An 18,870-nucleotide genomic window follows, 5' to 3' on the forward strand; every position below is an offset into this window, starting at 1 on the left:
CTTTACTCTCGCTTAGTCTTTAGTTGCCCGATTGCCTTTGCTCCATGGGAACATAATCTCGAGCGTGACCCGTTTTTTTGTAAGCGGGGCGCATGATGCGTTTGCTGGACACGATTTCCTCGAAACGATGCGCGCTCCAGCCCGCCATACGGGCACACGCGAAAATAGGCGTCAGCAAATCGCGCGGAATGCCCAGCGCGGTATACACACAGCCGCTGTACAGGTCAACATTCGCACAGATATCCTTGCTCTTTCCCGCTTCGGCGAGCAGCACGGGCGCCAGACGCTCGATAATCTCGAGGAGGCGGAAGTCGGCCTCGAACTCGGTGCCCGCCACCACGCGCTCGGCGTACTTGTGGCACAACTTGGCGCGCGGGTCGCTCTTGGTATACACCGCATGACCCATACCGTAAATCAAGCCGGTCCGGTCGTAGGCCTCCTTGCGCACAATCTTACGCAGGTAATCGGCCACTTGGCCTTCGTCGGTGATGTCGGCCACATGCTCCTTGATGTCGTCGGTCATGTTGAGCGTGCGGTTGTTCGCACCGCCGTGACGCGCGCCCTTCAGGCTGCCGATGGCGCCCGCATAAGCCGAGTACGGATCGGTATCGGCGCTGGTCAAGCAGCGGCAGGTGAACGTCGAGTTGTTGCCGCCGCCATGCTCGGCATGCAGCATGAGCATGAGGTCGAGCAGATGCGCCTCCTCGGACGTAAACGAGCGATCGGGGCGCAGCATGGAAAGGATGGTCTCCGCCGTAGTCTGACCCGGGATGTAGTGATGGATAAACATCGAGTCGCCGAAGAATTTATCGCGCATCACGTGGTACGACAGCACCATAATGCGCGGCAGACGCGAAAGCAGCATGATGGCCGCATCCACCTCGTGCTCGAGCGTGCGATCTTCGGCGTGCGGGTCAAACGCGTACAGCTGCAACACCGATCGAGCCATGGCGTTCATGATGTCACGCGTGGGCGGCTTCATGATGTAATTGGCGGTGAAGCCATCGGGCAGGTTACGCGCCGCATCAAGCAACGTGCGGAACGACGTCAACTGTTCTGCCGTGGGAAGCTCGCCCGCCATCAGCAGATACGCTGTTTCCTCAAAGCCGAACCGGCCCTCTTCGACCACATGGTCAACCAAATCGTTGATACTGTAGCCACGGTACGACAGGCGCCCTTCATCAGGGATTTTATCCCCCTCGGACACCACATAGCCGTGGACGTTGGATATGTTGGTTACACCCACCACGACGCCGGTTCCGTCAGCGTTGCGCAGGCCTCGCTTCACATCGTATGCGCTGTAGTAGCAGGGGTCAATCGAATGAATGTGGGATAAATCGGAATAAAGAGGGAGCGATCGTTTAATCTCCGCAGCCACCACGGCGGGGTCGGCAGCGAGGTTGTCGGGATCGGACAGGCCTGTTTGAGCTGCGACGGAAGCGGCGGTTCGCTCGACGGGAGCGAAGGAGCCGGGAGCCGTCCGCCCGGTGTGAGCGGATATGTTCATATAAACCCTTTCGTCATGCATGAATCCCTTCAAGGCATGGGCACTATAGTACGCGATAGCGCGCACGTTGGGAACGACGAAATCAAGCTGTGACGCAGCCGTTACGGAGAGCGGTAAGGGCGTGCGGCATCGCTATGCGACTCTCGGAACAATAAAACGATTCCGAACTTTCCTCAATTCAAAGAAAAGTTCGGAATCGTTTGAATTCGAGGCTGCGCGTTACCTCAGGCGCGGTTAGTCATCGAGACGATGAATGAACAGGCCGCTTCGCAGCTTTGGCTCAAACCAGGTGCTCTTGGGAGGCATCAGGCGTTCGGCATCCGCCACAGCCATGAGCTCGTCGATCGACGTGGGGAACATCGCGAACGCGACCGCGGGCCCCCTCTCTTTCAACGTGCCCGCCTCGCGCGCGGACTCATCAGCGAGCATCACACGATGCTCAAGCGCATGCAGACCACGAATGCCGCCCACGAATTCGACGCGCGGATCGGTTCGCGGGTCATCGATGCCCAGCACGGGCCCCAATACGCGCTCCTGCAGAATGGCCACATCGAGCCCCGCCACCGGGTCATCGTTTTCCAGCTCGGGCAGCACGCCCAAGCCATACCACTCTCCGTCCACATACATGCCAACAGCGCCCTTGTCCACCGGATCGAGCAGCTGCGATTGCTTATGCAGAACCTCGAACGTATCCTGCACGCGCGCAAGAAATTCTTCTACGGTTAAGCCGTTCAGATCGTGCACCACGCGGTTGTACGGCAAAATAGCCAGCTCGCTTGCAGGAAAGAGAACCGAAAGGAAATAGTTGAATTCTTCGGACCCGTCATAATCGGGATGCTCGGCGCGGCGGGCGAGGCCAACCTTCACGGCCGATGCGGTGCGGTGGTGCCCATCGGCAACGTAGGCCGCCGGCACACCCGCGAACGCCTGAGCAAGCGCCTCCACATCGGCCGGCGCACCAATGCGCCACGCGCGATGCGCCACGCCATCGTCGGCCACGAAATCGTAGAGCGGCTCTTGCGAACGCGCCTGTTCCACAAGTTGCGCCACTTGTGCGTTGTCGCGGTACGCAAGAAAAATCGGACCCGTCTGGGCATCCAGCGCGTCGATGTGGCTGATACGATCGCGCTCCTTGGCCTCAAGCGTGTTCTCATGCTTCTTGATGGTGCCGTTCAGGTAATCGTCTATCAGGCAGCACGCCACGATGCCCGTTTGCACACGCCCGTCCATCTCAAGCTCATACAGGTAAAAGCACGGGGCTTCGTCGCACACGAACGTTCCGTCCTCCACTCGCGCATCGAACAGCTCGCGGGCTTTGGCATAGACCTCGGGCGCATACATATCAGCGTCGGGCGCAAACTGGGTTTCGGGGCGATCGATATTCAAAAACGAGAGAGGCTTGCCCTCCACCGCACGCCGGGCCTCGGTACGGTCATACACGTCATACGGCAGCGCCGCCACCTGCGCCGCAACATCTTCGCGAGGGCGGATGGCTGCAAACGGCTTAATAAGCATAGGGAGTTCCTTTCATCGTGCCCCGCTACACACTCAGCAGCCGGAAGGGTCGCTTGTCCCGAAAAGGCAGCATTCGGCTTTCTCAAATAATTCAATTCAAAAACTGATAAGCCTAGTGAGGCGCATAGCAAGCGAAGCGAGCGCTAGCTGAACGGGTGTGCCGTTCGGGGCAGGCGACCCTTCCGGCGGACGGCAACGGATGACTACTTGATCACGCGCACGCGATAGATCGACGGAATGCGCTTGAGCTCCTCGATGGTCTCATCGTCCAGGTGCTCGTCGGTATCGAACATGGTGTAGGCATTCTCGCCGGCGCTTTCGTTAACCATGCGCTGCACGTTGGCGTTGTCTTTGGCGAGCACGGCGGTTATCTGACCGATCATATTGGGCACGTTGGCATGCAGGCAGGCAATACGACTCGCGGCGCGCGCCTTGCCCATCGAGCATGTGGGGTAATTCACCGAGTTGGCGATATTGCCGTTTTCCAGATAATCCTTGAGCTCGGAGATTGCCATGTCGGCGCAGTTGGCCTCGGCCTCCAGCGTGCCGGCGCCGTGATGCGTGGTCACGAACGTATTGGGCATCTTCACCGTTTTGGGCGTGGCGAAATCGGTGGCGAACCACGAAAGCTTACCCGCACGTAGCGCCTCGTCAACCGCGTCTTCATTCACGATGGTTTCACGTGAAAAGTTGATGAGCACCGCACCGGGAGCCAGCATGTCGATCTGCTTCGCGCCGATCATGCGAATGGTGTCGGCCTTGGAGGGCACATGTACGGTCAGATAGTCGCAGCCGCGGCACAGATCCTCAAGCGTGGCCACGCGCTGGACTTCCTGCGAAAGAGCCCACGCATGCTCGACCGAAATGAACGGATCGTAGCCGTACACATCCATGCCCAGCTGAACACAGGCGTTGGCAACCTTGGACCCCACGTTGCCCAGGCCCACTACGCCCACGCGCTTGCCCTTGAGCTCATGGCCGACGAACGCCTTTTTGGCCTTTTCAGCATGCGTATAGATATCGGGGTCGTCGGCGTTGTCACGAACCCACTGCATGGATTGCAGCGCGCCGCGGCTCGAAAGCACCATCATGGCGATGACTATCTCTTTCACGGCGTTGGAGTTTGCTCCGGGCGAGTTGAACACCACGACGCCGCGCTTGGCGTATTCCTCAACAGGGATGTTGTTCACGCCCGCACCGCAACGGGCGATGGCGCGAACGCTTTCAGGCAGGTCGTAGCCATGAAGGTCGGTGGAACGCATGAGGATGGCGTCTGCTTGATCGGCGTCGGCCACAAACTCGTAGCCCTCGCCAAAAGTCACCTGGCCGTCTTTGGTGATGTCGTCGATGGTTTTGATGTATCGCATGATGAATCTCCTCGTGTTGCTGGATGGATACCTGAGTAACGCATGTAGTCAAACAGAAAACGCCGCTTGGTGACGGCGTTGAGAGGCGGGGGAGCCGCAAGGCGCATACGCTGCGAGAGCGGCATATCGTGCCGCACTCCCCCTAGATAGACTGTGATGAACACGAGTGGTGCGCTTCGAATTCGCGCATAAATTCGACGAGCGCCTGAACTCCTTCAACGGGCATGGCGTTGTAAATGCTCGCACGAAGGCCGCCCACGCTTCGGTGGCCTTTGAGGTTTTCGAAGCCCCGCGCCTTGGCCTCTGCGACGAATGCAGCGTCAAGCTCATCACCCGCCGTGAACGTGACATTCATGAGCGAGCGATCCTGCGGGCGCACGAAGCCTCGGAACAGATTGCTTTTATCGAGATAGTCGTACAGCAGCGCGGCTTTATCCTGGTTGGTCTTTTGCATGCCCGCCAGACCACCCTGGCTTTTCAGCCATTTGAACACTTTGCCACATATATAGATGGCGTAGCACGGCGGGGTGTTGTAAAGGCTGCCCGCGTCGGCATGCGTACGATACTGCATCATGGTGGGCACACCGGGAAGATCGCCCTCGGGAATCAGGTCCTCACGCACGATGACGATGGTCACGCCGGCGGGACCCACGTTTTTCTGCGCGCCGGCGAAAATGAGACCATAGCGCTCCACATCGATTGGCTCAGAGAGAAAGCACGACGACATATCGGCCACGAGCGGCTTGCCCTGCGTGTCGGGCAGCTCGCGCAAAACGTTGCCGTTCACCGTTTCGTTCATGCAGATGTAGACATAATCCGCATCGGCGTTGACCTGGATATTAGCCATGTCAGGCACACGATCGAAGTTGGTATCGACCGATGTGGCGATGCAGCGCGCGTCTCCGAAACGCTGCGCCTCGGCGAGGGCCTTCTTCGACCACGTGCCGGTCACGATGTAATCCGCATGGCCAACCGAGCCGTCGGCGCCGCCGACCGCGATGCCCCTCATGAGATTCATGGGCACCATAGCAAATTGCGTGGAGCCGCCGCCCTGAAGGAACAGCACGCGATAGTTTTCAGGGATGCCCACAAGGTCGCGCAGGTCCTTCTCGGCCTGGTCGATGATGCCTTTGAACGCGGAGGAGCGATGGCTCATTTCCATGACGGACATGCCGCACCCCTGGTAGTCCAGCATCTCAGCCGCCGCTTCTTGCAGCACGGCTTCCGGCAAAACCGCAGGTCCCGCCGAGAAGTTATACACCTTTGTCATGGCGCCTATCCTCCTTCGCACATCCTCGAAAGCGTCGCACGCTTCATCGCCGGCATGCAGTGGCACTGGCGCAATCGTCCCGCGCAACTGCGGCAGCATCTCCACGACTGCGCCCAGCGCCACGGCGAGCAGGCCCCATTGGGGTATTCGCATTCCGCCGCACGCGCCCGCCTGTCTACCAGGACACCACACTGATTTCCATTACGAAAAGACCCGCCTTACGAGCGGGTCAGCCTATTGTAGCGCCAATTCGTAAGATTCTCGTCCACTTTATTACAATAGAGCGAAAAAGTTTTTAAAGGACACGTCCGGCTTCTCGGATCACCCGGCTCACCTCAAGCGGCATGAGCACGCGAAAGAGGCGGAACGGAAGAAAAGCGGCTACGCGTTGCAGCGGCAGTCAATTACCTATGCGAACGCATGTCGTTTTCCAAGCTCACCGTATCGCACATCTGCGACCAAACAAATATCTCCCTGCCACATTCTATCGGCTGTTTAACAGCAAATTTTGACGTCACGTCGTCTTAACCTCACTTCTTAACTTCACATCATCACAAAGTGAGGTTAAGAAGTGAGGTTAAGGAACCTCTGGCTTGAGCGTCACCCTATCCCCAGCACCTGCATCACCAGAAGCGCTACCGTGAGCACGGCCACGATGCCTACGGTGGCCCAAATAATCACTTTGCCCACGGGGCCGCTTTTATGCTTGCCCATAATGCGCTTGTCGGCAGCAATCAACGCCATGAACGCAAGCAGGATGGGAAGAATGATGCCGTTGATGAACTGCGCGGTGAGCATGACGCCCATCAGATTAAGCCCCGGAATCAGCACCACAACAGCGGCGATCACAATCACGCCCGTAAAGATGCCCTTGAACATAGGGGCCTCTTTCCAGGTGAAATCCATTCCGGCCTCCCAGCCGAACGCCTCGCAAATCACAAACGACGTGGTAAGGGGCAGCACGCATGCGGCCAAAAAGCTCGCTGCGGTCAGACCCGCCGCAAACAGCACTTGCGCGTATTCTCCGGCGATGGGGGCCAACGCGCTTGCAGCGCTCACGGCCGAATCAACCGCGATGCCTTGGGGGTAGAGCACCGAACCCGTGCATACGATGATGAACCAGGCCACCAGACACGCCACTATGGTGCCCGTGCATGCGTCCACCTTTTGAAGCATCATTTCTTCGGGGTCGTCAGTAACGCCCTTGTCCACCACATTGCTTTGCGTGAAAAACATCATCCACGGAGCAATGGTGGTGCCGATCATGGCTATGACCAGCGAAATGAAGCTTGGGTCGGCGGGTACCTGCGGCACCACGGTATCGTGCGCCACCTGGCCCCAATCGGGCCCCACCAAAAACGCCGCCACAACATAGGTGACGAACACCAACGACACCGCAAGGAAAATCTTTTCGACGCTTTTATAGCTGCCCTTGACCACCAACAGCCACACCACCACAGCCGCGCACGGCACGCTTACCCAGGTAGGAACATGAAAAAGCTCCATTCCGCTCGCAATACCGGCGAACTCAGAGAACGTGGTTGCCACGTTGCCCACCAGCAGCGCGCTCATGGCCAAGGTGGTCAGGCGAATGCCAAAGCGCTCACGAATGAGCGCCGAAAAACCCTTGCCCGTAACGGCACCCATGCGCGCGGCGGTGGTCTGCACCACCAACAGCAGCACGCACATGATAGGAATAACCCAAAGCGTGGCGTATCCGAAGTTGGCGCCCGCCGTCGAATAGGTTGAAATGCCACCGGCGTCGTTGCCGGCCATGGCGCTCACAACGCCAGGACCCATGGCAGCCAGGATGAGCAGCAGTTTAGGACGCGCCTTGGAACCAGAAGCAGCCACGCCAGCGGAGTTGCCCGCCGCATCCGGCGCCCCGGAAGCCGCCCCTTCGCCAAGCGCCTGCGCGCCCTCGGCAGCATCTAAATCCTGACGCGAAGAGAGCTCGTTTTCTCGCACAAGGCGCTGGGCATCCCGATCCCCTTCGGCAACCGCCTGCATTACCTCGTCATACGATGCATTCTTCTTGATAACCATCACACGACCCCCACGACACGCAGGAGCACAGCGGTGTACACCGCAAGGAACGCAAGGCCGCACAGAGCGCCCACCAAAATTCTGAGCCATAGGTTGGTGGTCTTCTCGCTCTCGGTGCTCTCCTCGATGACATCCAGCGCGTCATCGACCGTGACCAGGCCCAACATACGGCCAGACTCATCAACAACCGGCAACGCCACCATGTCGTACTTGGCGATGTCGTCGGCCACTTCCTCCTCAGGGTCGTCGGGAGAGATCGTAAGCATCTCGTCATACATAATCTCATGCAGCTGCTGCTCGCGGTGCGCCAAAAGCAGCGTGCGCATAGAGAGCACGCCCACCAGCTTCTCGGTATCTTCCTCGAGCACGTAAACGAAGTGGACGGTAGGAAAATCCTCGTCCAACCCGCGCAACACTTCCACGGTGTCGCGCACGGTAGAGGTCTCGCTCATGGCCACGAACTGCGTGGTCATCATGCCGCCGGCGGTGTCTTCGCGATAGCCCAGAAGCGCACGAATCTCGGCCGCATCCTCCACGCCCATCAGGCGCAGCAGCGTTTCGGCTTTCTCGTACGGCAAATCGCGGATAATATCTGCCGCGTCGTCGGGATCCATCTGACCCAACATGCTGGACACCTGGCGATCATCCAAATCGTCCAGGGTCTCGGCCTGCACGTCGTCTTCCAGCTCGGCGATAACCTCGGCGCTTCGAGCCTCATCCAGATGTTTGAACACCTCGGCGCGCTGCTTGGGATCGAGCTGCTCCAGAATGTCGGCCACGTCGGCGGGATGCAGCTCATCCAAGCGCTTGTGGGTAACGGAGAGCTTCACCTTTGACAGGTCGCGATCGAGCAGGTCCATATAGTTCCACGCGATGATTTTCTCATCTATTTTCTTATGGAATGTCCCCGATACGCCAACCACCGCACGTTCAAGCAAGGGGTGAAGCTGGCGCAGAATGCCGCGAATGCCCACCTCGGCGCCCAGTAGGCGCAGCTGCGTGCCCGATGGCGAAAGCTTGAGGTCGTTCACGCGCACGATTTTCATTCCCTGCGTGTCCACGATCTGTTGGTCGAGCAGATCGCGCGCAAGCAGGACCTCGGTTGGCTGGAGGTAGCTGAAGCGAATGTTGTAGGACTCGGTGTTGAGCGTGACCTCGTCCTCGGTGAAATCAGCGACGTACTTGCGCCAGCTAATCATGAACGGGGTGCGGCCCGGCCCTTTGAAGGCGAGCGATGTGATGCGGGGGAACACCTCGCCGGTAGAGATGGCGAGGTCGGACACGACTCCGAGTTTTTCGCCGGCGGAATCATACACCGGCCGACCCAGCATGCTGGAGAGGTAGAACATGGGCTTCCTTTCGCGCGACGACCAGCGCCGCGGCAGAAGCCCCAGGCGAAGGTCGTTAACGGGTGATGTGTTTTCGAACCTTCAAGTCTGACCTTTCTTCGGACAAATAAAAAAGGCGCCCTAGGCGCCGCAACTGCATCCTCTTAAAAAGAAGTGGTGCGCCGTGAGGGATTCGAACCCCCGACGTACTGATTCGTAGTCAGTCCCTCTATCCAGCTGAGGTAACGGCGCAGCTCTCAAATGCAGCTCGGTTATAATAACGCCGCCCGCGTACCGATGCAAGAACTTTTTTCAAGTTTCCGAAAAGTTTTTCGGACGCGCGGTTTCGCTCACTTGTTTGCCACTTACTTAAGCCTCGGAGGCTCAAACCGTATCGCCGCGCGCATAACTCGTCCCAACTCCGAATCATCCGCGCGCCCCACTTCGGCCCCACGTCACCCAAATGGCCTGCCAGGGTTCAAAACTCAACACAATTGCAGCTGAGTTGCGAATAAGGCGAGTTTTGAACCCTTCACCCTTGAAGAAGAGCGGCCTCCTAAGTCTTGAGTAATTTTGACCCGGGAAAACGCCGGCGATTAATATCGGAGGCGCCCGGAATCGCCAGACGAGGGTTCAAAACTCGCCCTATTTGCAAATGCGACTTCAATACATGGGAGTTTTGAACCTTGAAACACGAACATCCGGGAGTGCGACGTTCCGCCGGATGCGCGATGCCGTTAGATATACCGCGGGCCGTGATTCTGGCCCTTCGCCTGGGCGCGCAGGCGTTCGAGCTCTGCCTTCGGAGTAACGAACAACGAGCCATCAGGGTTTAATCGCGGACAAATCACCTCATTGACGCAGTAATTAACCTTCGCAAAGTAATTGACCCCAGTATCAAGATCAACAACAATGCCGTGATTCCTCGATTCAATCAGACCGCCTTTATTGGGATCTTCATACATGCATAAAACGTTCATCGCCTAGCACCTCCTCAGCTTGCCTTGCTCGCGCCTGCACCGCTCTTCTTCCTCCCTGCGCTTTTGAGCGAAATCGCGCGAATCCAATCTATAGCCCCGGAGGGTACCACGACTGCCGTCGTACTTCTCGTTGTATACTTCGACCACATCGCAATTCAGGCGCTGGGCAAGGGAGCGGGCGAGCCGTGCGGGGTTCGACGGAGAGGCAAAGCCATGGTCGGCGAACCGGTAACGCAGATGATCCCCGATACTCGTTCCAGGTTCAGAAATTGTCACATCCTCTGCCATAAGGTCGGCAAGGACGAAAAGGCATTCTATGTCGATCTGATTCTTACGAATGGTGCCCACGATATCGTCCACCAAGAGCTGAAAGTTTTGCTCTATCTCGGCACTTTCAGCTCGGGCGCCCTCGAACATCCTGTTGAATACACCCACGGATGCCCCCTTCTGGTTCCACACTATGTTTTCATATCCGCGCTTTCACGGTGCAGGCTATGCTTTAGGACGCGTATCGCTCCCCTAGCGCCCGCATCTTTCCCCACACCTGCGCTTTTCCTTTGGTACTTGCCATTATAAAGGTTTTTCTGCCCACCCAACTCTAGGACACCTTACGCAAAGCAGAAGCGCCGTTTGCCCCGCATCGATTGCCGTGCGCCTACGTTGGGTTTGTCACGCACCTGCGTTAGAATGGCGAACGCTGCACATGAAGCGAAAGGCGGAAACCCACACGCCCAACGATTGCGACGTCGGCCGTTCAAACGAGCATGCGGTCCGCACCACCGATAGAGCACGCAACTCGAGGCGCGCCCCTCGCTCCGCAGGTCGCAGTGCAAAGAGCGCGAAACGAAGTAAGACGAGCAAACCCCAACCGGAGGAAAGGCCCATGACCCGCACCATTTCGACATGGCTTGTGAAACCGCAGCCCCGCTTGGGGGCAGTCGGACTCCTCATTCTGCTGGTTATCTCATCGGTCATCACGCCTCTTTCGCTGGATATGTACACGCCCGCGGTGCCTCATATGGCGGAGTACTTCGGCACCGACACCGGCATGGTGAATATGACGCTCGTGGGATATTACTTCTTCTTCGCGCTGGGGATGCTCGTGTTTGGCCCGATGAGCGACAAGTTCGGGCGGCGTCCTGTGCTGCTGCTGGGCATCGCGCTGTACGTCGCGGGGTCGGCGGCGTGTGCGGCATCCATAAGCATCGAGTTTCTGATCGCTGCGCGCATCGTAGAGGCGCTGGGCGCAGGATCCATCAGCGCCGTGTGCACCGCTGCGGTCAAGGATTCGTTCGAAGTAAAGCAGCGCGAGCGTATCCTCTCCATCATTCAAGTACTGTTCGTGGTGGGACCCGCCGCCGCACCCGTCATCGGCGCCGGGGTGCTGGCGGTTGCCGATTGGCGCATGACGTTTTGGATCCTCACGATTGTGGGCGCCCTGTGCCTGGTGCTCGCCGTGCTCTTCGAGGAGACGCTTGATGCAGGCGACCGCTACACCGGAGGACTCGCTCACACCATAGGGCAGCTTGCCGTAGTGGGGCGCAACCCTGGATTTATGACGTTTCTGCTGATAACAAGCCTATTTGAAGTGGGCTTCATGGGCTACATCGCCGTTGGATCTTACATTTACGTTGACTATTTCGGAGTGGGAGAAGCCGGATACAGCGCGTTTTTCGCCGTGGCTGCCATCGTCACCGCAGCGGGGCCGCTTATCTGGATAGCCGTGTCGAGGCGCATATCGGTAAGGCGATTCACGACCGTCATGATTGCGCTTGCGGCGTGCACCGGCGTTGCGGAGATGCTCATAGGCGGAAGCAACCCATTCGTGTTCTGTGGCATTTTCATCGTGTTCGCGCTGGCGGAATCGTGCACGCGCCCGTACAGCATGAACATCCTGCTGGAGCAGAACGCACACGATGCCGGCAGCGCGTCGGCCCTCATGAATTGCATTCGCACATGCATCGGCAGCTTCGGCATGGTGCTTGCCGCGCTGCCGTGGCCCACCTACGTGTTTGGCGTGGGCGCATTGATGGCGGGATTCATGCTGGTAAGCCTTATTGGGTGGGTGGCGCTGCTACGCAGCCACATTCCTCTCGTGTGCGTGAAAGACGATACGCCGGTTAGCCCACTCTAGGAGAAGGCGACCGAACGGCGCGGGCTGAGCGCGAACGCTACGGAGCGGGGCGTGCCGCTGGTCGAGGTGACTGAGCGACACGGATTGAGCTCGGGATCGAGGTCGACTGGCATCCGGTTCGATCCCATCCTGGCTCCCAATCAGCCACATTGCCAGCGGTATAAAAACAGCGTTATCTGCTAAGAAATGGCGCCCTCGGTATAAAAACGTCGTTATATGAACCTTCCCTCGACCCGTAAACGCTGCGTGTTGCCAAAAACTCAGCAGGAACTTTCACAAAATACCAGGTCAAAAAACTCCGCCCTGCTCGCACCGCACACTTTTACATCAATCGTGCTAGACGGCCACACATATAACGATGTTTTTATACCGAGGACCTTAAAAGTTGGCAGATAAAGCGTTTTTTATACCGAGGAATCGAAGTTGGCGGGTAAAGAGTTTTAACAAAGCGCTCGAAGTGGGCGATCAAGACATCTTCAGCGAATGCTCCATGCTGACGGGCGAGGCGAGTACGACACCGTTGCCATGGCAGAGCCTTTCCGCGCGGCGGATGAAAAGGTGTGGGGCACTTCGGGAACACGTGCCGGATGAAAAGAAGGTGGAACGCCTCGGGAACGAAGAGTATCATCGGGCGCGTGCAGCAACGCAGCGTGTAGCAATACAGCATGTGGCAACGCAATCATAGGAGGCAGTAGCGTATGTGGTGCAAGCGGATTCTTTTAGCGTATGACGGTTCGGCGGCTTCTAAGAATGCACTCAAGCTGGCGGTTGACGTAGCCAAACAGGATCAAGATATAGAAATCATCGCGGCGCATATTCTGAAGATATATGGCGCTGGAGTCGCGCAAGACAGCATCATCCGTCAAGCCGAAGCACTGGCCGACGACCTTGAAAAGCAGCTCGCGGAGGTGCCTAACCCAACCCGTGTGGAGCTCTTGCGTGGCGATTCACCCGCTGACCTGCTGCTTTCATGCGCTCACGACAATGAGTGCGACCTGATCGTCATGGGTAGCCGCGGCGTGGGCGGCGCCAAAGGATATCTGGGCAGCGTAAGCTACGCGGTGGTACAGCGCTCGGAGAAATGCGCCGTGCTCATCGCAAAAGAAGGGATGCACGCATAAGCCATGGCACAGACAGAGGCACAGCCTAAACCAAAGCTCAAGCTCTGGACGCGCGACTTCATTATCGGTGCGGGTATCAACTTTCTCATCATGGCGAACTATTTCGCACTCATGGTGATCACGGCCGACTATGCAATGGAGGAATACGGCGCTCCTGCATCGTTCGCAGGCCTGGTGGCGAGCATTTTCATCGTAGGCGCCCTTATCGCCCGACTAGTTGGGGGCGGCATCCTGGACTCCATCGGTCGGCGGCGCATGCTGATAGTTGCCGTGGTTGCCGAATGCGTAATGTCGGCACTGTATTTCCTCAATCTGGGGCTGGCGTTTTTATTCATCATCAGAATCCTGCACGGCATTTCATACGGCGCGGCATCCATTGCGGTGAGCACCATCGTGACCTCCATTATTCCGGAGGAATGCAAGGGCGAAGGCGTAGGCTATTTCATGCTGAGCAATACGCTCGGCACCGCCATCGGGCCCTTCATGGGCATGGCAATTTCACAGGCAATCGGAATTCGAGGGCTGTTCGCGGTGTGCCTGGCCATTGCTCTTATCTGCCTGGCCAGCCTACTATGGTTCAAACCTCCGCGCGAGGAGCGCAAGCCGTTCGCAGGCGGCGGGGCGCATCTGCGTGATTTCATCGAGCCCACGGCTATCCCTATCGGCGTCGTGGCGTGCCTGGTGTTTTTCGGATACGCAAGCATCCTGACGTTTCTATCGTCGTACGCCGAACGGGCGGGCATCCAAACCGCCGCAAGCTTCTTCTTTGTCGCCTACGCGATCACAATGTTCATATCGCGCCTGTTCACTGGCAAGATTTTTGACCGACGCGGAGCCAATGTGGTCATGATTCCCGCTTTCGTGTTGGCGATTGCCGGAATGGCGGCGGTGGGGCTGGCGGTCAACGGCGCAATCCTGCTGCTGGGCGCGGCGCTTTTGGGAGCGGGAATCGGCACGCTGCAATCGTGCGGCCTGACCATAGCGTTGCAGAAGGCGTCGGTGCGGCGCATCAGCCTGGCCAACTCAACGTACTACGTGCTGATGGACGGTGGCGTAGGTTTGGGCCCGGTATTGCTAGGCGCATTCGTTCCCCTGGTGGGATACAACGGCGTATACCTCGCAATGGCCGGACTCATCGGCGTGGCGATGGTGTTCTATCTGGCGGTTATAGCGAAAGGCCAGGCCAAACGAAAGCGTCCGTGATCGGCTCCCCTGATGAGCCATTCACAGACGCAAATCGCCATAAAGCACCGCCCGGCAGGAAACACCGCAGAACCATGCAGGCTCAATCGACCGCATTGCCAAATGCGCACACGACAGAGGGTGCTCCGGCAAAGACTTTCGGGGAACGCGGCACTTGTACCGTCCATCGTTAAATGTTATATATGATATATAACATTTAACCTTTTATTCGCGTCAGAAGGAGCCGTCATGATCCTTCGCATAGACCAGATGTCGCCCAACCCCGTATACCTTCAGATTCGCGACCAGATTGTAGCCGCCATCGCGCGCGGCGAGCTGCTGCCGGCAGACAGGCTGCCCAGCGTGCGCGCGCTCGCAAGCGATCTGGGCATAAACCTGCACACGGTGAACAAGGCGTATGCCGTGCTGCGCGACGAAGGCTATCTCCTCATGAGGGGACGGGCGGGAGCTGTAGTGGCCGATTTCAAGCAGCTGGCAAGCCCCGAAAAAAAGGCCGCCAGCGCCGAGAAGCTCGGCGCGAGCCTCTACCAGCTCGCCCTCGAGCATTGCGCGCAGGGAGGCACCGAGGAGGATTTTCTTAAAGAGGCGCAAGCGCAGGCCGATCGAGTATTTGCCGATCCGGGCGTCGCCGGAGCGAAGCGCGATGTGCACGTGCTGGGGCTCGATCCCAAGGACGGTGCTCTGCGGCCCGAACGCCCCGGCGAGAGCGCCAACATATTGGGCTCCGACAGCGCCGCACCTCAAGGGGCGTGAGAGCATGATAGCCATCGCGACCATCGGAACATTCGCATCGCTCACGCTCGCCATGGGCCTGCTTCTTGCGTTCACTCCGTACCTCATGCGCCGCAATGAGTGCTTCGCCGTTACCGTTCCCGCAGCGGCGCAGCGCGACCCACGCCTCGTGTCGCTCAAAAAACGATACGCAACGGCGATGCTCGCTGTGACCGGCGTTTCAACCGTTATCGCCCTCATAGCCGGCGTACTCATGATTCAGGGAGCCGACCAAACGGACGGCGGCCCCATAGGCATCGGCATTTTCCTGGAATGCGCCGCACTTTTCATCCCGCTGATTCTTTCGTTCGCGCTCATGCTGCACAATCGCGGCAAGGTCATCCGAATCAAACGCAAAGAGGGATGGGCGGCGCAAGCGCAGCAAACCATTGCCACCATCGCCGAAGCCGATATGCCGGGCGCGGTTCCTTTCGCCTGGAACCTCCTTTACATCCCCGTCATCCTCGCAACGCTCGCCTTGGGGCTGACGCTGTACCCGTCAATGCCGGACATGATTCCCATGCATGCCGATTTCGCGGGCAATGTAAACAGCTGGGAACCCAAGACGATCGGAACGGTGTTCGGTTTCCCTCTGGCCATTGAAGTATTTATGGCAGCCTGCTTCATGCTGAGCCATTGGATGATTCTGAGGTCGAAGCGCCCAAGCGACCCCGATGCGCCGGCAACCTCGGCGCTCGCGTATGGCATGTTCGCTCGCGCGCAAAGCATCTATCTGCTTGTTGTTGGGGTGCTCGTAAGCGGGGGCATCGGAATTCTCTTCATGCTTTCGTCCGCCGGGCTCATCGGGCTCGGTCAAGCCGGATTCATCATTATGATCCTATGCATCCCCGTGGTCATTGGAGCCATTGCGCTTTCGGTGGTGTACGGTCAAGCCGGTTCGCGCATGTTTACAAGAATGCAAGACGGGGAGCATCTGCTCGCCGACGAGGACGCCCATTGGAAGCTTGGGGTGTTCTATTTCAACCCCGATGACGCAAGCTTCATCGTCCCCGAACGGTTCGGCATCGGGTGGACGATGAATTTCGCGCGTCCCGCCGCCTGGGCGGTCATGCTCAGCGTGCCCGCATTCACCATCCTGTTCGTTGTCATCGTGGGCATGCTTGTATAAAACCCCAGTTCAACTACTATGTAAAAGACTTTTTGCAAGGTTATTTCGCACCGTGGCGCCCCATGTCAAAACCATTCGGTGGTAAAGTTTTCCGCATTCCGGCACATTTCCAACCAGAAGGGATTGCACATGGAACTGAGCCAGCACATCAAGAATCACCGCACGCGGCTGGGTATGTCCCAAGAGCAACTGGCAGAGGCTATCTTCGTTTCGCGCCAGACGATCTCTAATTGGGAAACCGACCGCACCTATCCCGATGTGCAAAGCCTGCTTCTTTTGAGCAACCTCTTCGAGGTAAGCGTCGACTCGCTGATCAAAGGAGATGTTGAGGAAATGAAGTCGGTTATCACTGAAGAAGCCAAACGCTTGAACAAACTCGGCGTGGTCATGGTCGTGTGCGGAGCGGGGTCAGCCATCTGGGCCGTTGCAACTACGTTGCTAGATTTGAGCTTGCCGGTGATCCTGGTGCCAACCGTCGCGCTGTTCATCCCCGCGGCCATAGCCGCTGGAATGGCGGAAAAAATCAAGCACGACAACCAGCTGTTCACATACAAGGCCATCGAGGCATTCATGCAAGGAGCAGACCCGGACGTGCTGAGGGAAGAGAACCAGAAGGCTGGAAGGGCATGGTGGGGCAAGCTCGTGGCGGAAACCGCCGTGGCGATCGTGCTCGGCTTCTGCTGCGGATGGGGGCTCCTCAGCATCATTCAAAAGCTGGTGGGGTAGCGGGCGATTGGGCTTGTGGGCCGTCGGCCTGCAGGTTGCATGGTTTGCCCACCCGATCAAACCGCCAACCCATTTGCTTACCTTTTCGACCCATTCATGCGCATGACCCATTCGGTTGGGCCCATGACGCACCATTGTCGCCAGACCGGTCAGCGCGCGGACCGGCTGCGATATAGATCTAATTTCAAGCTTTTGTAGAAGGAGAAAACGATGAGCGATCGTTTTGTAGAAGTGTACTCCCAGGGCGTCACCAACGCGCGTAAGGTATTCGTAGATACCGAAACCGGCGTAAATTACCTGCTCGCTTCGTCCAATATGACGAGCGGATGCGGCGTATCGGTCATGCTGAACGCAGACGGCACGCCCCTCGTCACCCATTTGGATGAAAACGACCCGGTGGCAATGGGCCAGCTGCTCGACCGATAAGGAAGCGCATGAGGCGCGGCGAGGGCGACGCCTTGCCGCGCCCGAAGTCCTACCCCCCGGCGCCTTCTGCCGCCAACCCAGAATATGAGCAGCACGACCGCGCCGCCGGCTATGGCGAACCAATCGCGTGGGGAACCGAAGCCGCCTGCCGCAACGCCAAGCGCGACGGCTCCCGCAATCCAAAGCGCCGGCAGGATGGCAGCCGACCACGCGGGCCTTGTGTAGCGACCCAACATCTGCGCCGCCGCCAACGCGGCAGCGACGCAGACGGCTACCGCAAGCCCGGTGAACTCCCGCACACCAAGCAGCAGACCGCCCAACACCAGCACGCCAATGCCCACGACGAGCCCTACGAAGACCTCGAGCGCCAAACGCATGGCGTTGGCGGAGGCGTTCTCGCGCGCCGCCTCGGCGGAATCACCGGACGCCGCCCCCAAAAGCTCGGCCGCGCTCCTGGCGTCGCGGCCGCCCCCTTGGCGGCGCGCGATGAGGAAGACCGCGGTAGACGCCAGAACGAAAACCGCGAGCAACAGGCGCAGTGCTGGCTCCAGGTAGTCGCGCTCTACCGTCGCCATGATGCCAAGCACGGCGACAACGGTGACCTCCACCGCCGCCAGCGCAATGGCAGCCGACCTCGTCCTCCGATCGTTTTTCTCCACCATCTCGCGCATTTCGGCCACGTCTCCTTTCACCAGCTCGTCGATCGTCGCGTCGAAAAGGTTCGCGAGAAGGAGCATACCCTGGACGTCGGGCAAAGTCTTCCCGGTCTCCCAGTGGCTCACCGTGACGCGGCTCACATAGAGCCTCTGCGCGAGCTCGTCTTGGGAGAGCCCAAGCTTCTGCCTTCGCTCCCTGATTTGGTTTCCAATATCCATGCGCGTCCATCCTCCCGCGGCCTTCCGACGCCTTCAACGTAGGCGAAAGGTGACAAAACCGCAGTATAAAGTGTTTTACATGCGACGCGACCCGCCTCGCCGGGCAGAAAGAACCCTCCCCCGAGCCCCAACGCGGCAGAAAACGAAGCCATATCGTTCGACATACTCGCACGCCAAACCGCTCAAAGGCTGGTGTGCGAGAAAAACCGCCCTCGTCAACGAAATGTTTCATGGGCACCGACTACGCATCGTTGGCGCCCCGGCCAGATGTCCACTTTCCCAAAGGCGCAGCCGGAGAGGCGAGCGGCGGTGAGATAGCCAGCCGCAAACAGGATGGCGCACACCCTGGAGACCGTCCAAGCCCCCTCGCTGGACAAGACGAACGCCCCCTCTTCAGCCGCTCGTTCTTGCGCCTCATCCTGCGATTCTCTTCGACGACCCGGAAGAGGCTGGCCGAGGAGCCAGGGGCTTT

At 58.6% G+C, this 18,870-nt stretch carries 15 protein-coding genes, 1 tRNA gene and 1 pseudogene; 7 read left to right on the plus strand and 10 right to left on the minus strand.

What is annotated here, in order from left to right:
• Positions 1–19 precede the first annotated feature (19 nt).
• The 9 genes from DMP06_RS07985 to DMP06_RS08025 form a co-directional block, all read right to left on the minus strand.
• Positions 20–1,507 (minus strand): citrate synthase, encoded by a 1,488-nt coding sequence (locus DMP06_RS07985; protein ID WP_123209216.1) that lies wholly within the window; start codon positions 1,505–1,507, stop codon positions 20–22.
• A 234-nt stretch (positions 1,508–1,741) separates the two neighbouring features.
• Positions 1,742–3,022, minus strand: a complete 1,281-nt coding sequence (locus DMP06_RS07990; protein ID WP_123209217.1) for a DUF1015 domain-containing protein — start codon at positions 3,020–3,022, stop codon at positions 1,742–1,744.
• Between the two features lie 203 nt (positions 3,023–3,225).
• Complete coding sequence (locus DMP06_RS07995) at positions 3,226–4,389, minus strand: phosphoglycerate dehydrogenase (protein WP_123209218.1); 1,164 nt, start codon at positions 4,387–4,389, stop codon at positions 3,226–3,228.
• 142 nt (positions 4,390–4,531) lie between these two features.
• A complete protein-coding gene (gene serC / locus DMP06_RS08000; protein ID WP_245962434.1) occupies positions 4,532–5,812 on the minus strand; it encodes a 3-phosphoserine/phosphohydroxythreonine transaminase in 1,281 nt (426 codons plus the stop codon).
• A 447-nt stretch (positions 5,813–6,259) separates the two neighbouring features.
• Positions 6,260–7,705 (minus strand): Nramp family divalent metal transporter, encoded by a 1,446-nt coding sequence (locus DMP06_RS08005; protein ID WP_123209220.1) that lies wholly within the window; start codon positions 7,703–7,705, stop codon positions 6,260–6,262.
• A complete protein-coding gene (locus tag DMP06_RS08010) occupies positions 7,705–9,054 on the minus strand; it encodes a magnesium transporter (protein WP_123209221.1) in 1,350 nt (449 codons plus the stop codon). Before DMP06_RS08010 ends, DMP06_RS08005 begins: the two co-directional genes overlap by 1 nt.
• A 154-nt stretch (positions 9,055–9,208) precedes the next feature.
• Positions 9,209–9,285: transfer RNA gene (locus DMP06_RS08015), tRNA-Arg, on the minus strand.
• A 485-nt stretch (positions 9,286–9,770) separates the two neighbouring features.
• Positions 9,771–9,998 carry a hypothetical protein gene (locus DMP06_RS08020; protein ID WP_148042514.1) on the minus strand — a complete coding sequence of 76 codons (228 nt, stop codon included), beginning with the start codon at positions 9,996–9,998 and terminating at the stop codon, positions 9,771–9,773.
• Between the two features lie 18 nt (positions 9,999–10,016).
• Complete coding sequence (locus DMP06_RS08025; protein ID WP_123209223.1) at positions 10,017–10,448, minus strand: hypothetical protein; 432 nt, start codon at positions 10,446–10,448, stop codon at positions 10,017–10,019.
• 448 nt (positions 10,449–10,896) lie between these two features.
• On the opposite strand from DMP06_RS08025, the gene DMP06_RS08030 reads away from it, so the two are divergent.
• The 7 genes from DMP06_RS08030 to DMP06_RS11870 all read left to right on the plus strand — a co-directional run bounded on the left by DMP06_RS08030 (position 10,897) and on the right by DMP06_RS11870 (position 17,523).
• Entirely contained in the window at positions 10,897–12,147 is a 1,251-nt protein-coding gene (locus DMP06_RS08030) for a multidrug effflux MFS transporter (RefSeq protein ID WP_123209224.1), read from the plus strand.
• A gap of 698 nt (positions 12,148–12,845) precedes the next feature.
• Positions 12,846–13,268 (plus strand): universal stress protein, encoded by a 423-nt coding sequence (locus DMP06_RS08035; protein WP_123209225.1) that lies wholly within the window; start codon positions 12,846–12,848, stop codon positions 13,266–13,268.
• 3 nt (positions 13,269–13,271) lie between these two features.
• Positions 13,272–14,471 carry an MFS transporter gene (locus tag DMP06_RS08040; protein ID WP_123209226.1) on the plus strand — a complete coding sequence of 400 codons (1,200 nt, stop codon included), beginning with the start codon at positions 13,272–13,274 and terminating at the stop codon, positions 14,469–14,471.
• Between the two features lie 228 nt (positions 14,472–14,699).
• The gene (locus DMP06_RS08045; protein WP_123209227.1) at positions 14,700–15,224 is read left to right on the plus strand and encodes a GntR family transcriptional regulator; all 525 of its coding nucleotides are present in this window, start codon (positions 14,700–14,702) and stop codon (positions 15,222–15,224) included.
• Between the two features lie 4 nt (positions 15,225–15,228).
• On the plus strand, positions 15,229–16,371 hold the full coding sequence (locus DMP06_RS08050; RefSeq protein ID WP_123209228.1) for a DUF1648 domain-containing protein: 1,143 nt from the start codon (positions 15,229–15,231) through the stop codon (positions 16,369–16,371).
• 129 nt (positions 16,372–16,500) lie between these two features.
• Positions 16,501–17,097, plus strand: a complete 597-nt coding sequence (locus DMP06_RS08055; protein WP_123209229.1) for a helix-turn-helix domain-containing protein — start codon at positions 16,501–16,503, stop codon at positions 17,095–17,097.
• 210 nt (positions 17,098–17,307) lie between these two features.
• Complete coding sequence (locus DMP06_RS11870) at positions 17,308–17,523, plus strand: DUF6440 family protein (protein ID WP_123209230.1); 216 nt, start codon at positions 17,308–17,310, stop codon at positions 17,521–17,523.
• Positions 17,524–18,275: 752 nt separating this feature from the next.
• Here DMP06_RS11870 and DMP06_RS11875 read toward each other — a convergent pair.
• Positions 18,276–18,398, minus strand: a pseudogene (locus DMP06_RS11875) (helix-turn-helix transcriptional regulator); the annotation flags it as partial.
• Positions 18,399–18,870: the final 472 nt, after the last annotated feature.

The sequence above is a fragment of the Slackia equolifaciens genome (genome assembly GCF_003725995.1).
Classification (GTDB): domain Bacteria; phylum Actinomycetota; class Coriobacteriia; order Coriobacteriales; family Eggerthellaceae; genus Slackia; species Slackia equolifaciens.